Raw genomic sequence first — 15,336 nt, forward strand, 5'->3', positions numbered from 1 at the left:
TTAAAATGGTACCTATGTCAAGGACACAATAAAAAAAGAGGTTAAGCAACTAGAAGATGATTCCTATATTGAATAGGGGTCATCTTTTTTAAATTCCATTGATATCGATAATTGTTATAGTAAACCATATAGTGATTTATTTTTGCTTTTAGTTCTTTTAAGGATTTACAAGATTGATAGTCTACTTCATCTTTTAAATGACCAAAGAAAGACTCTTGAGGGGCATTATCCCAACAGTTCCCTCTTCGGGACATAGATTGTCCTAGGCCATATTTTTTTAATAACTTTTGATATCTGGGGCTCGTATAATGGCTCCCTTGATCAGAGTGGATGAAGGCATCTTTATGTAGTGTAATCTTCTTGTTTTTCATTAGTTTGTGAATCGTCTTTGTTGCGATGTCTAGAGTGATACGATCAGAAACATGGTAAGCTAGGAGTTCGTTAGTGGACGCATCTTTTATGGTTGACAAATAAGCCATGGAATTTCCGTTATATGGCAAATAAGTAATGTCCGTTAATAACACTTTTCCTGGAACTCCTTGCTTAAATTCCCTATTTAACTTGTTTGGAACAACCTAATGCTCCTTGGTTGCTTTAGCGATCCTTTTATAAGGATTTGGCTTTCTGTGAGGACAGACGATTCCATATTTCCTCATGATTCTCTGTATCTTTTTACGGCTAAACGAATGTTAAAATCATTCTCCAGTATCATTTTAATGGAGCGTGAACCTTTCTTATATCCGCGCCGATTAAAGGCCTTTAAAATGATTTCCTTCGCTTCAAGATCCAATTTCTCCTTTGCTTCCCGGAGAGAGGAAGCCTTTAGGTAGCTATAATATCCAGACCGGGATACCTCTAAGAGGCCACATAGATACCTGGTCATCCCCTTAAATCCATTTTGTTCAATGGTCTCCTGAATCAATTGATATGCATTATTCGGATTTAGATTTTCGCTTGAGTTTAGCAGCCTCCTTTCTGTCGTTTCTAGCTTTTTTAACAGCTCAACCTGTCCTTCCAACAGTTCGATTCTTGCCTTTTGTCTTTCAATCACTTCGGACGGTGAAAGCTCACGTTTCAAGGGTCTGCCGGAAGCGTTTTTCCTCGTATCCGTAAGCCCAATCAAGCCATTCTTCTCATAGGCCTTTTTCCACCTGCAGGCTGACTGTTCGATTCGTTTTATTCCTATAACGTCCACATCGAAACCGTTCTCCGCAAAGATCTGACGAGGGAGTTTGCCAGCTAGGTACTCATCAATAAATCTATTTTTAAAATCGTCAGTATAGGTAATAGACCGATCGCTGACACGATGTATATTTGGATTCTGTTGAAGTGTTTTTATCTCTTTGGTTGAAAAAGTTATTTTACTCATGTTGTCCCCTAATCCTCATATTCTAAAATTCAAGTATATAAAAAAATACCTGTAGGTGAAACCCTCTTTTTCAAGTGTCCTACCTACAGGTACCATTTTANAAATAAGCCATGGAATTTCCGTTATATGGCAAATAAGTAATGTCCGTTAATAACACTTTTCCTGGAACTCCTTGCTTAAATTCCCTATTTAACTTGTTTGGAACAACCTGATGCTCCTTGGTTGCTTTAGCGATCCTTTTATAAGGATTTGGCTTTCTGTGAGGACAGATGATTCCATATTTCCTCATGATTCTCTGTATCTTTTTACGGCTAAACGTAATGTTAAAATCATTCTCCAGTATCATTTTAATGGAGCGTGAACCTTTCTTATATCCGCGCCGATTAAAGGCCTTTAAAATGATTTCCTTCGCTTCAAGATCCAATTTCTCCTTTGCTTCCCGGAAAGAGGAAGCCTTTAGGTAGCTATAATATCCAGACCGGGATACCTCTAAGAGGCCACATAGATACCTGGTCATCCCCTTAAATCCATTTTGTTCAATGGTCTCCTGAATCAATTGATATGCATTATTCGGATTTAGATTTTCGCTTGAGTTTAGCAGCCTCCTTTCTGTCGTTTCTAGCTTTTTTAACAGCTCAACCTGTCCTTCCAACAGTTCGATTCTTGCCTTTTGTCTTTCAATCACTTCGGACGGTGAAAGCTCACGTTTCAAGGGTCTGCCGGAAGCGTTTTTCCTCGTATCCGTAAGCCCAATCAAGCCATTCTTCTCATAGGCCTTTTTCCACCTGCAGGCTGACTGTTCGATTCGTTTTATTCCTATAACGTCCACATCGAAACCGTTCTCCGCAAAGATCTGACGAGGGAGTTTGCCAGCTAGGTACTCATCAATAAATCTATTTTTAAAATCGTCAGTATAGGTAATAGACCGATCGCTGACACGATGTATATTTGGATTCTGTTGAAGTGTTTTTATCTCTTTGGTTGAAAAAGTTATTTTACTCATGTTGTCCCCTAATCCTAATATTCTAAAATTCAAGTATATAAAAAAATACCTGTAGGTGAAACCCTCTTTTTCAAGTGTCCTACCTACAGGTACCATTTTAACCTACTCCTCCTCTATTCCTTTCGTCAATACATCAATTGATTTGATTTTGATGAATTGACCTAAGTTATTCAATTACAGAATATGCAAAAGTGTATATTTGGAATGGGTACATACCTAACAATTGAATTTATTTTTTATTTGGTTTCTTAAATTTGTCTGGTTACAGTCTACAATTTATTCTTTATCCATGTTTCCCTTCATTTTATTTACTATAGTTATCAGATACTCTGCAACTGACAACTCATGAGCAAAGCATATGTCTTCATTCACTCATAGACTATTTTCTTATATATCTTGAATAATCCGTTTTTTAGAAGAATATATTTCTTACAACTTGAAAATTTATCCTTATGAGAAATAATTATTTATTCAACACCTAGAGTAGGCTGTTCGAAATATAGGATTTAACTAAACAACTTTACGCCCTTTATTCTGATTTTTACTACACAAAGATAACAAGAGCAAAGAACATGATGATAACAATTTGACTAACATTTTGGAAGAATCCTAGAGCCAATTGACAATAAAAGGAGGATGGGAAAAGTGAAAAACATTGGTAATATTGTACAATTTCAAATTTATTCAACAATGGGAAATCCCGACCCAGAACGATTGCCCGTCGTTTATGAAGAATGGGAAAGCCGTGCTCGTGAAATTTTGGAAGATGGACCATATTATTATGTTGCCGGCGGGGCTGGTGGAGAAAAAACGATGAAGGCTAATCTTGAGGCGTTTCATCGTTGGAAAATTATACCAAGGATGTTTCGCAACGTTGAAAATCGAGATCTCTCTGTTGAAATATTGGGTCACACCTTCCCTTTCCCCATTTTGCATGCGCCAATCGGGGTACAATCCATCATTCATCCAGACGGAGAAATTGCCTCAGCAAAAGCATCTGCAAGTTTAGGAATACCTTATATTGCAAGTTCTGCTTCGACGGTTCCAATGGAAAAAATTGCTGAAGCGATGGGGGATGCTGCGCGTTGGTTCCAACTATATTGGAGTAAAAATCCTGATATTACCGCTAGTTTTGTGAAGAGAGCAGAACAATCTGGGTATTCTGCCATTGTCGTTACATTAGATACACCCATGATGGCTTGGCGTGAATATGATTTAAAAAATGTTTATTTACCATTTTTAGCGGGAGAAGGCGTTGGTAATTATTTTACTGATCCTGCATTTGTTGCAAAACTTGAAAAATCACCTCAAGAAGACCCTATGTCAGCCATTATGTACTGGACTCGAATTTTCGGAAACCCAGCATTAACTTGGGATGATATCGCCTTTTTAAGAAAGCAAACAAACCTACCGATTCTATTAAAAGGGATTCTTCATCCAAACGATGCGAAACTTGCTTTACAATATGGGGTAGATGGAATCATTGTATCGAACCATGGAGGAAGACAAGTTGATGGGGCAATAAGCACATTGGACGCGCTTCCGAAAATTTGTGAAGTAATTGATCAAAAGATACCAGTCTTCATGGATAGTGGAATTAGACGTGGTTCAGATATAATTAAAGCAATCGCACTCGGGGCAAAAGCTGTATTCGTTGGAAGACCATGTATGTATGGACTAGCTGTAAATGGAGAACGTGGAGTCAAAGAGGTGTTACAAAATCTGATTGCTGACTTAGATATCACTTTAGGCTTAACCGGGTTAACATCCGTCGAAGAAATTAACTCATCGATTTTAATAAAGAATGAATCGTTTTTACCATTTAAAGGCTAGCTAAAAAACAATAGCTAGCCCTCAAGATAACCATTATGAGAGGATCATAACGTTCTTAATGAAAGATTCCCGATTCCTTCGACTTTTTCTTTAAATTTTCCGTCTTCTTATTAATATACTCCTTCATATATCCACCTACGATAAACGCAACAAGACCAAATACACAGAGATATATTGTATCAAATCGTACTTTCTTCCATAGTATTCCTCCTGTTGCTTCCCTCATCATATCAATAGCATATGTAAACGGTAAGATTGGATTTATATTTTGGAAAAACTTTGGTAGTAATACAACTGGATAGGTTCCTCCTGATCCAGCAATTTGAAGAACTAACAAAACAATAGCTAAAGCCTTTCCGACATCTCCAAATACAGAGACTAAAGTATACACAATTGTAATGAATATAAAACTACAGAAGATACCAAATAAGACAAACCATCCCGGTTCTGCTACTTTCACCTTTAGTAAAAAGAGGTCCCCTACTGTTACAATGAATGATTGAAAAAAACCAACCGTAGCAAATGTTAATAATCGTCCAATATAAATATCACGAGAAGAAAATTCTTCCGGATTATCTAGTTCGGTTGATAATAACGAAATTAACAATAAACCACCGACCCATATTGCCAAAACTGTATAAAAAGGGGTCATCCCGGTTCCGTAGTTTTGGACTGAAAAGATACTATTTTCTTTTAAAACAACGGGTTCTGCAAAAAAACTTTCCTCAGAAGTTGGATCGTTCCGCAAAAGATCAATTATTTCATTAATATCAGATTCTCCCCTTATTTTTCGTATTTTATTTGCAAGAGTTAATACTTTATCATTAATATACGGAAACTCCCCACTTACAAAGTCCAACATATCTTTTCCTTTGTTCACATTGGTATTCGTTCGATTAAGGATTGTTTCCACTTCAGGAATTGTATTATGGACATCTTCTAAAATTGTTTTTGCTTTTTTGAGCCCGTCTTGTACTGCTTCAATCTTTTGATTAACAAATGGTTCAATTGCTTTTTTATAATTATTCATAAAAGCATCCACTTGATCACTCACTGTTTGCGATTTCGCTTTTATATCGGGAATGATTTTCTTAATTGCTTCATTCTCTTTATTCGAATCAACTTTCCCTGTCTGATTTTGAATATCATCAACCATTTTATTTATTTTTTTTAAAGAAGTGATTGCATCTTGAATTCGTTTTTCATCAGTTGTATTTTTCTCTGGAGGAACTTCACCTTGATTTGTATTTGAGTCAATGTGATTTATATTTTCTAACATATTTTGAACAGATTGAACATTACTCTTTAAAGTAGCTGTTCGTTCAACAATATATTGTTTTAATGTATTACGATCGGAAACTTGTAAATCCGCTTCATTCAAGCTTTGAATAAGATGATTGATGTTTGATTGGAGTTGCTGTATCTTATTTAGGTCTTCTTCAATTCTTGGTTTTATTGCATTCAATCGTGTGTTCGCTTCATGTATAGCTTGTTCTGTTTGATTGATTTTCTTTAATCCAATATTCGTAAATTTATCTACTTCTGGAGTCAAATGCTGTGCTTTATTTATTAGCCCACTAATTTTGTCGAGATCATTTCGAGAATCTGACAACATTCGATGAATATTCGGTAAATTTTTTTCTAATGTAAAAATATAATTTTCAAACTTAATCATATCGGGTAAATCCTTATTTAATTCAATTCCTAAATCGTTAAATATTGTAAAAATCATTCCATTTACAATGGAAATAAATTTTCCGCTAATCTTTTCTACAATGACACTTGCACCTTTTTCAGTAATTTTTGGAGCTATTGCATTAATCTTCTCATTAACAAAATAATCAATTTCAGCTTTTGTTGGATGATCACTAATTACTGTGGATAACCGCTCAGAAAAATTTTTAGGAATGATTATTACTGCATAAAAATCTCCATATTTCAACTTTTCCATTGCTTCTTTCCGATTCGTAAAGCGCCAGCCCATGGACTTATTACTTTTTAAAGTTTTTACAAGTTCCTTCCCAACATCAATATCTTTATCATGAACTGTTGCACCTTCATCTTCATTAACAATTCCAACCGGGATTTGACTTGTTTGACTATATGGATCCCATGACGCCTTAATATTAAACCAAGCATATAAAGAAGGTAATATAATTAAACCAATAACGATGATACCTGCTACCCAGTTCGAGCAAATATTTTTGATATCATTGATAAAAATATGCCAACTATTCATTTGGAAACCCCTCATCATGAAAATTTTTGTAAAATGGTGGTGGTATGAGAATAGTTTCAACCTATGAGCTCAATACTATGTATAGAAATAGATGAAAGGAACGGGAAATATGGAGTTTCCAGAAATACAAACAAATTTTTGGGATGGTATTATAGCAGTGCCGTCCATCATGATATTGACCCAAATGATAAAAATTTTTCCAATTCCAAAGAAATATATTCCTACGGTAGCGACCGTTATCGGGTATTTATTTTCTATTTTTATAAGTCATCCAAAAGATTTGTGGGCTGGTTTATTTATGGGAGGCTTTTATGGTGCTGCAGCCATTGGTTTATATTCATCCTTAAAAACAGCTTGGATTACTTTTCGCAAAAAATATTTAAAGAGGGTAGAGACGTAACATGTTGAAGAAACCTTTATTAACCGCTCCTTGTCTTTTGTCAGAGTATAATAAAAACGAAAGACGAAAGCCTTCTGGTGAGCCGAGAGACAGTTCGCCAAAAAAAAAAGTGTTTTTGGCTTTGATGTAAGCTGTCTAAGCCTTACTTGGAAAACTTATACTTTCCTAAAAATGGGCTATCCAGAAAGTCGTATTTGTGATTTCCGGATGCCCATATTCATGTTCAAAACCTTGATATACTCTTAATTTTTACGTTTTTTTAGGACAAACTCTTATTTATAGTCGTTGACCTTTTTTCTGATTTACATCATCATTTGGAGAATTCCCTGTTCCGTCTTTTACTTTACTGTTTGGCGTCCCAAATATTTGATTATCTTTCGTAATTTTATCGCCCGCCAAAAACTGTTGTTTTTTACTCATATTTGCTCCCCCTGGACTATCGGGTATTATATCGGTAATTATTTCCATTACCGAAATAATTATTTATCATATTATCGAAACGATCAAATAGACCGTTATGATCATTCGTATTATTGATTCGATTTGTTCGGATATCATTCGTCATTGTATTCATTTGATTATAAAAATCAGGGTTTACTGATACATAAACACGATGAATTTTATCATCTGCTTTTCTTACTTGATCCGCAACTTTTTGCTCAAAACGATTGGAAACAGGACTATAATTGTTGTTCTTTCTGTTCGTATTATTGTCAATATCGATAATGTAGCTTCCATTTGTACCATTATTCGTTCCAACATTCAATCCGTTATTGTTATCATTTTGATTCCCTACATTTACACCTTTATTGTTTCCACTCTTATTTCCTACGTTTAGTCCTCTATTTTTTCCATTGTTTTTATTATTAACGTTAATTCCATTATTGTTTCCGTTGTTTCTAGTACCTACATTAATACCCGTGTTGTTTCCACTATTATCTGAACCGACATTTAGTCCATAATTATTGTTGTCATTTCTTACCCCTAAATTAAAACCATCATCGTTACGATTGTCCCGAGCTTTCGTATTTTTATTACCTGCATCGTCAATTCCATCAATTATGCCATCATTAGCATTATTATTGTTATCACGATTTACTCTGCCATTTTCTAAAAATCCATTACCATCTCCGTCTAATGCCCGGTTACGATTCACATTACCATTGTTGTCATAATTAACATTCGTATAGCCATTGTTTGTCAAGTTATTGTCATTAATCCCTTGATTATTTCTACCAGCAAGCCTTACTGCCACATAGGCATTGTTGTTAGAAATGATGACGTGTGCATCGTCCACTTCTTTTAATTTTTCAACTTCACGTTCTACACGATTGGATTTCGTTAGCGTACGATCAGCACTTCGTAGATCATTATTACGTAGGTCATACTTTACATCCATTGGTCGATTTAAATTATTGTTGTATCGAGTATTTTGAGTAAGTTGTTTTCCGTTATTATCCTTACCAGCATTGTCATTTAAAGCTCCACAACCTGTTAATGTTAATGTTGCAACAGTTAGACCTGTGATAATCCATTTTTTGTTCATTTCACATTCCCCCTCCTCACTTACTCGTGTTTAGATTGTCTTATTCAGATAAATCTATTCGAAGAGGAGGAGATAAGAATTTGGAAGTTTTGACGAAGATTTACAAAACAAATTTCTTAATCATTTCACGCAATCCATCTGCCATATTTGATAATGTTGATGCAGAAGCAGCAATTTCTTGAATAGCAGCTAATTGTTCTTCAGACAAGGATGCAATTTCATTTGTAGCTTTAACAGATTCATTCGTAATATTTACAATTTCTTCTACACTTTCACTTACTTGTTCAAAACTGGATGAAATTTCTTCTGCAATGGCTGATAAATCTTGAATTTGAATATTTACTGTGTCTACTGAGGAGAGAATAGAGCTAAATGTTTTTTCAGTTTCGGTAACAAGTTTAAGACCATTTGCCACTTCATTCGTATTATCATTCATTTTTTCAATGACGTGTACGGTGTCATTTTGTATGTTTGTAATAATATTTGAAATTTGTTTTGCAGATTCCCTCGAAGCTTGTGCAAGTTTTTTCACTTCGTTAGCAACTACAGAAAAACCTTTTCCATGCTCACCAGCTCTTGCTGATTCGATGGCTGCGTTTAACGCTAATAAATTTGTCTGCTCAGCAATTTCGGTAATGACGTTAATAATTGCTCCGATTTCTGATGTATTCGTGCTTAACTCTTTAATGACTTCATTTGTTTCGTTCGTTGTTGTGTTAATTGCGTTCATTTGTTTTATAACGTTCCTAATATAGTTATTTCCATTTTTTGCTTGACCTGCAGTATCACTTGCAAACTTGGCAATTGTAGAAGTTGTTTCCGCCATTTTTTGCATACCTGAAGATATCTCGTTAAATGTAACAAAGGTATTGTCTAAATTTTTCGCTTGAATATCGTTTCCACTTGCCACTTCTTGTATAGCGGTTACAACTTGGTTTGTTACTGACGATGTTTGCTCTGCACTTGCCATTAATTGCTCTGAAGAAGCAGCAACTTGTTCAGACGTTTCACCTACTTGGCCAATTAATGTTTTCAAATTGTTGACCATTTTTTTAAATGAGTTTGATAAGTCACCAATTTCATCCCTCATTTTTATTCGGAAATCTTCTATTGTTAGGTCCCCATCCGCAATTTTATTCGCGTATCCTGCTAGTTCTTGTACAGGTTTAGTAATTTTCCGACTAATAAAAATAGCAACAATTAATCCCACAAAGACAGTAAGTATACTAATTATTAGTGATATTGTTTTAGTCGCTTCTACTTGTTGTGATAATTCTATTCTCTTTTGTGCTAAGTTTTTTTCTTGATAAACTAAAACCTTGTCTCCTAGATCTGCAATCGTTGATGAAATTGTGTTTCCATTCCCTAACATTAGCATTTTAATTTTGTCCTCAGCGCCAACACTTTTATAGTTTACGTATTGATCTGCTAGCACACGAAACTGTGATTCGATGTATATTAAGTCTTTGAATATTTTCTCACCTTCTGGATCAAGATTTAATTTTCCGACCGTTTTTGCTTTATCGTAAAATTCATTCGTAGCCGCTTTATATGCATCCATACTTTCTTGATTACCTGTTTGTAAATAACTATTGATTGATACTTGCTCCATTCGTGTTAAATCAACCATTTTTGATCCTAGCTTAACAACTTCTAAACCTTCCTTAATTCCTTTTGAATAGGACTTATTGATTACTGTAAATTGGTAATATGTATAACCGGAAATAATAACTAATAATAACAATATAATTGAAAAAGCCGAGATCATCTTTTTTTGTATTGTCAACGTTTGTAACCCCTTTCTTTATTTCTTAATTCCAGTATATGGGGTTTTTCGACATTCTTCAATGCAATTTTGTGACAAATCATCTGATTATAAGCAAAATGATTTGTGGTTTTTATTAAAACTATTGTAAATACTAAAAATGAAAGGAAAATAAGGAGTGAATCTAATGAACCAATATTATACCCAACTATCTACTCTCATTTTTGACCATTATGGCATCAATCAGGATAGGAAGGTGATTTATAAAAATTGCTATTTAACTATCCAAGATTATTTAATTGTGATTAGTATGACTGATACAATTAAAAATATTTTTTCTTTATTTAAAGTACTTAAGAAACGGGAGGATGTTGAACATTTTATTTGCCATGCGATAATGAGCATAATTAAAGAAACATTAAACAATTCTCATTCCGAGTCAAAATATTATCGCTTACGTCTTAAAGAAATATATACAATTGCTGATCTCCTTTAGAAGAAATTGATATTGTAGAGGGAAAATTGGATGGATGGGGATAGTAACAGGGGTATTTATGAAAATCTCTCTAGGTAAAATTATAGAAAATAATATGACCGGCTTAAAAACCGGTCTAATTGCTTTTAAAAAAATCTGTTCATCCATATTTTTTCTGTAACCACAAAAAGAAATCTGTAATCAATTTAGACATAATTGCGGGGATAATATATATGATTAAGATATGAAAATAATTGATACCATATAGTTTAAATAATCCAATTCCAACTATTAGAGGCTTGAAAACAAATGCAAATCCACCTGATAATAGGATGGCATATATATAGTAGTTTTTATTACGCTTTATCGTCCATTGATACATAAGCATGTACGAAACCGGGATTAGGCTTGAGTCAAGGGATAGGCCAGGTAATGCAGGGATTAAGGGGAAAGGGTAATTCCAATATCCGCTATTACGACCAAATAAGTCAAGATAACTAATAAATACATGTATTCCATAGCCATACATTCCAATTTGCAAGATTTTCTTTTTATCAATTTTAATCAAAATGAATATAAGAGGTGCAATTAATATTGCAATCATCATCCAATATTCAAAAGAAGCATATAGTTTATAATTAAAAAAATACTGGGTTAAGGCTTCTTGTGCTTCCTTTGTCATCTTTACAATTTTATCGAATTGCCGTATCCGTTCTTCCAATGAAATCATCCTTTGTTTACATAGTAATCTTCTATTGTTCACTAGTTGTACATCGACATTCTTTGCTAAAATTTATTTTGTCTTCCTATTATTAATTTATACACGGTTACTCTGTTGTTCTTTCCTACCTATTATTTAATATAAAAAACTGCTGAGTTGCCCCAACAGTTCATCTAATTAACATTTTGATTATCTCTTTATTTCTTTTTTAACCAAAATTTAATAACTGGTCCATCTTGCTCTGTTTTTAATAATGTATGACCTAAATTTTTCGACCAAGCTGGAATGTCATTTAATGTTCCCCTGTCTGTCGCATGAAGTTCCAGAACTTGATTGCTCTCGAGTTGATCAATTCCTTTTTTCAATTTAATGACGGGCATCGGACAAGTTAGTCCAGTCACGTCAACAACATGATGTGCCTCCACACTTTCTTCCTTAGCTGAACCGATTATTGTTTCACCTAGATCATTTGTTTTCATATCTTTTATCGAGTCATTTTTAAATACTGACGAATATGTTTTCCAACCACCGTCAACATTTTTCACTTTAAAGCCATGATTATTTAAAATTCTACTTGCCAAGTACCCACGTAGACCAACTTGGCAACTCACATAAATGGTTTCATCTTTAGGTAGTTCATTCAAATGATTACGCAATTCATTTAAAGAAATATTTATTGAGCCTTTAATGAATCCAAACTCTCGTTCCACTGGTTCACGAACATCAATTAACAAACCTCCATTAGCAATGATGTCATCAATTTCATGCCATTGTACTTGTTCTAAGTCACCTGAAACAATATTTGAAGCTACATATCCGGCCATGTTTACTGGGTCTTTTGCTGAGGAGAATGGTGGTGCATACGATAGTTCTAAATTCGTTAAATCCTCTATAGTTAATCCTCCAATGATGGCTGTGGCAATCACGTCAATTCGTTTATCTACACCATCCACACCAACTGCTTGCGCACCATAAATCTTTCCTGTATCTTTATCGAAAATTAATTTCAGTGCAATTGGTGATGCCCCAGGGTAATATCCTGCATGTGAACTTGGGTGAATATGTACCACTTCATACGGAATACCTAAACGTTTTAACGTTTTCTCATTGTTACCTGTTGAAGCAACGGATAGATCAAATACTTTTGCAATTGATGTGCCGAGTGTGCCTTTATATTTTACTTTTTTACCCATTATATTATTGGCAGCAATACGTCCTTGACGGTTCGCTGGACCTGCAAGAGGAATCATCGTTTTCGTATTATTAATAAAATCTACTACCTCTATCGCATCACCAATAGCATAAATATCTTCATTTGATGTTTGCAAGAATTCGTTAACGATAATACCACCACGTTCACCTAAAGCTAAACCTGCTGATTTCGCTAATTCATTTTCTGGGCGTACCCCAATCGATAAGATGGTTATATCGGTTTCAATGATTGTATTATCTGATAAAATGACTTTTTTGCCTTGATCTATGAATTCCTTCACACCATTTTCAAGAATTAATTTAACACCTTTTTCTTGTAAATGTGTATGCAAAATACTTGCCATCTCATAGTCAATTGGTGCCATTACTTGATTTGCCATTTCAATAAGTGTTACTTCAATTCCTCTTTCAACAAGGTTTTCTGTCATTTCAATTCCGATAAATCCGCCACCAACGACAACCGCTTTTTTCGGTTTCTGTTCATCTATATACGATTTAATCCGATCCGTATCAGGAATATTTCGTAAAGTAAATACTATTTTATTTTCATTTATTCCAGGTATTGGCGGTACAATTGGTTTTGCTCCTGGTGATAATAGTAATTTATCATACGTTTCTTCATAAATTTCACCAGTTTGCAAGTTTCTAATTGTAATCGTTTTCGTCTCTGGATTTATGTTTATTACTTCACTTAAATTCCGAATATCAAGCTGAAATCGATTAGACATACCTTCTACTGTTTGAACAAATAATTTATCCCTATCTTTAATCGTTTCACCAATATAATATGGCAATCCACAATTAGCAAATGAAATATACTCTCCACGTTCGATAAGAATAATTTCTATTTCTTCACTTATTCTTCTTAATCGTGCAGCTGCAGTAGCTCCACCAGCAACACCACCAACAATGATTACTTTTTTTGTCATGAATATTCGTACCTCCCAAGTTTTTACGTCAAGTATTCCTAATTGGATCATTATTTTTTATGAAATCATTGTTAAAAAGTTAATGATACATCCGCATTCTTAGCAAATTGTAAAAATGTCACAGCACCACCGACTTCTACATTTTCAATAAAATCATCTGCAGTAAGACCCATAACGTCCATTGTCATTTGACAGCCAATTAATCTCACTCCTAAGCCTTGTGCCATCTCTACCATTTCTGGGATAGAAGGAACATTTGCATTGGCAAACCCTTCAGCAAAACGTTCTTTCCCTTCAGGCATCGGTAATGTTTTATTCGCTTGTTTATGAATTAAGTTTAACCCTTCAAAAGTAAAGAAGACAGCTACTTCTTGATCCATTGAGGCTGCGGCTGTTGCAATATTAAACACTTTGTATGCATCAAATACTCCATTATTACTTGCTATAATTGCTACTTTTCCACTCATTTTTTCCCCTCCTATGATACCTATATGGGTATAAATAAAACCAAACTTCCACCTACCCCTATAGGTATAATACCCTCCATTGTATCTGATGTCAACAGTTTTAATTAAAGCTAACTAAAGACATAATTGAACTTGCAATCGTAATTTCGTAGATATGTATAGGGGAAGGCTGAACGAACAGCCTCCAACTCATTACCTTCTAAGCAGATTCTTTCTCAAATCGGATAATCTTTTCACGAATAAAATTAGGAACAGGTCTTGATGTCCGTGCCTCTGGATCATAACAAACATAGATGATTTCAGCTAGAAGTATGGGATCTAATTCTCCTTCTCTTGTAATCTTAAAGTCCATAGTAAAACTAGTGTGACCTAGCTTCTTCACTTTACACCAAATATTAAGCCAATCACCAAGTTGGGCTGACTTTTTATATTCTAAAGTTGATTTTGCTAACACAAAGTCAAATGTTCCCTCTTGTGAAAGATCAGCAAGATTCATTTGTAAGCCTTCTTCAAAATATGCTGACATAGCAATATCTAAATAAGTTAAATAATGTGCGTTAAAGACGATTTTTTGCCCGTCAATTTCTGAATATCGTACTCGTAACCGATGTGAAAATTTCATTTCCTCCCCCATAATTCCCCTCCTTGTATACCATTCATTTATATTATATATTATTCTTAATTTTTAATCTATAATTCTTGTTATATTCAATTGTTCCTTCCAATTTCAATAATTGTTGCTTCATGTCTAATCCTCCGCGATATCCTGTTAAAGTACCATTTTTACCGATAATTCGGTGACATGGTACTACTATTAAAATAGGGTTTGCCCCAATAGCAGTACCGACTGCCCTTACTGCTCTTTCGCTTCCAATCTTCTTAGCAACTTCTGAGTATGTTGACAAATGACTATATGATACTTGACATAATGTAAGCCAAACTTTTTTCTGGAAGTCAGTCCCATAAACATCAATAGGGATATCAAATTGTTGCCTTGTTCCGTCTAAATACTCAATTAATTGGTTAATATAATTTTTATTTTTTTCATCGTTCTGTTGTATGATATTTTTATTTAAGTGTTTGTTTTTCCAATTCATGAATTCTTGAAAAGATTGATTATTTCCACTGACATAACAAAGACCTTTGTCTGTACTTGCTATATAGAGATTCCATTGATTATGTTCTAGTAATGTCCAATATATGTTTTGATTTGTCATCATTATTATTTCTCCCACAATTTTTTATATCATTCACGAGTTAATTATATCGCGTCTCCATATGAAAGGGGGTATATTATTTCTACTCGTATCTAGATAAATGAAACCTTTCTTATTAAAAAAAGCCTTCCTCTAAAGAACTCATTGTTCTTAAAGGAAG

The 15,336-nt window shown here is 34.2% G+C and carries 13 protein-coding genes and 1 pseudogene; 3 read left to right on the forward strand and 11 right to left on the reverse strand.

Annotated elements, in window-relative coordinates:
- Positions 1-41: 41 nt before the first annotated feature.
- Both BN2144_RS19580 and BN2144_RS17040 read right to left on the reverse strand, forming a co-directional pair.
- Positions 42-1,369 (reverse strand): annotated as a pseudogene (locus tag BN2144_RS19580) (IS3 family transposase).
- A 97-nt stretch (positions 1,370-1,466) separates the two neighbouring features.
- Positions 1,467-2,468: an IS3 family transposase gene (locus BN2144_RS17040; protein ID WP_425321166.1), complete on the reverse strand. Its 1,002-nt coding sequence runs from the start codon at positions 2,466-2,468 to the stop codon at positions 1,467-1,469.
- A 549-nt stretch (positions 2,469-3,017) separates the two neighbouring features.
- Between BN2144_RS17040 and BN2144_RS17045 the strand changes: the two genes are divergently transcribed.
- Positions 3,018-4,205 carry a lactate 2-monooxygenase gene (locus BN2144_RS17045; protein ID WP_094763156.1) on the forward strand — a complete coding sequence of 396 codons (1,188 nt, stop codon included), beginning with the start codon at positions 3,018-3,020 and terminating at the stop codon, positions 4,203-4,205.
- A 55-nt stretch (positions 4,206-4,260) separates the two neighbouring features.
- Here BN2144_RS17045 and BN2144_RS17050 read toward each other — a convergent pair whose 3' ends face one another.
- Entirely contained in the window at positions 4,261-6,444 is a 2,184-nt protein-coding gene (locus BN2144_RS17050) for a YhgE/Pip domain-containing protein (RefSeq protein WP_033829442.1), read from the reverse strand.
- Between the two features lie 109 nt (positions 6,445-6,553).
- On the opposite strand from BN2144_RS17050, the gene BN2144_RS17055 reads away from it, so the two are divergent.
- On the forward strand, positions 6,554-6,844 hold the full coding sequence (locus BN2144_RS17055; RefSeq protein WP_033829443.1) for a hypothetical protein: 291 nt from the start codon (positions 6,554-6,556) through the stop codon (positions 6,842-6,844).
- 276 nt (positions 6,845-7,120) lie between these two features.
- Here BN2144_RS17055 and BN2144_RS20165 read toward each other — a convergent pair whose 3' ends face one another.
- The 3 genes from BN2144_RS20165 to BN2144_RS17065 form a co-directional block, all read right to left on the reverse strand.
- Positions 7,121-7,264: a hypothetical protein gene (locus tag BN2144_RS20165; RefSeq protein ID WP_187367029.1), complete on the reverse strand. Its 144-nt coding sequence runs from the start codon at positions 7,262-7,264 to the stop codon at positions 7,121-7,123.
- A 16-nt stretch (positions 7,265-7,280) separates the two neighbouring features.
- A complete protein-coding gene (locus BN2144_RS17060) occupies positions 7,281-8,390 on the reverse strand; it encodes a YhcN/YlaJ family sporulation lipoprotein (protein WP_033829444.1) in 1,110 nt (369 codons plus the stop codon).
- Positions 8,391-8,490: 100 nt separating this feature from the next.
- Positions 8,491-10,176 (reverse strand): methyl-accepting chemotaxis protein, encoded by a 1,686-nt coding sequence (locus BN2144_RS17065; protein WP_050632354.1) that lies wholly within the window; start codon positions 10,174-10,176, stop codon positions 8,491-8,493.
- Positions 10,177-10,342: 166 nt separating this feature from the next.
- Between BN2144_RS17065 and BN2144_RS17070 the strand changes: the two genes are divergently transcribed.
- Positions 10,343-10,651 (forward strand): hypothetical protein, encoded by a 309-nt coding sequence (locus tag BN2144_RS17070; protein ID WP_033829445.1) that lies wholly within the window; start codon positions 10,343-10,345, stop codon positions 10,649-10,651.
- A 139-nt stretch (positions 10,652-10,790) separates the two neighbouring features.
- Here BN2144_RS17070 and BN2144_RS17075 read toward each other — a convergent pair whose 3' ends face one another.
- The 5 genes from BN2144_RS17075 to BN2144_RS17095 form a co-directional block, all read right to left on the reverse strand.
- Positions 10,791-11,351, reverse strand: a complete 561-nt coding sequence (locus BN2144_RS17075) for a CBO0543 family protein (RefSeq protein ID WP_230199765.1) — start codon at positions 11,349-11,351, stop codon at positions 10,791-10,793.
- A 197-nt stretch (positions 11,352-11,548) separates the two neighbouring features.
- Positions 11,549-13,492, reverse strand: coding sequence for a CoA-disulfide reductase (locus tag BN2144_RS17080; protein ID WP_033829447.1), 1,944 nt, complete (start codon positions 13,490-13,492; stop codon positions 11,549-11,551).
- Between the two features lie 71 nt (positions 13,493-13,563).
- Complete coding sequence (locus BN2144_RS17085) at positions 13,564-13,959, reverse strand: DsrE/DsrF/DrsH-like family protein (protein ID WP_033829448.1); 396 nt, start codon at positions 13,957-13,959, stop codon at positions 13,564-13,566.
- Positions 13,960-14,158: 199 nt separating this feature from the next.
- Positions 14,159-14,593 (reverse strand): acyl-CoA thioesterase, encoded by a 435-nt coding sequence (locus BN2144_RS17090; protein ID WP_033829449.1) that lies wholly within the window; start codon positions 14,591-14,593, stop codon positions 14,159-14,161.
- 31 nt (positions 14,594-14,624) lie between these two features.
- Positions 14,625-15,179, reverse strand: coding sequence for a methylated-DNA--[protein]-cysteine S-methyltransferase (locus tag BN2144_RS17095; RefSeq protein ID WP_033829450.1), 555 nt, complete (start codon positions 15,177-15,179; stop codon positions 14,625-14,627).
- Positions 15,180-15,336: the final 157 nt, after the last annotated feature.

Origin of the sequence: Bacillus andreraoultii (assembly GCF_001244735.1) — a bacterium.
GTDB lineage: Bacteria > Bacillota > Bacilli > Bacillales > Caldibacillaceae > Caldifermentibacillus > Caldifermentibacillus andreraoultii.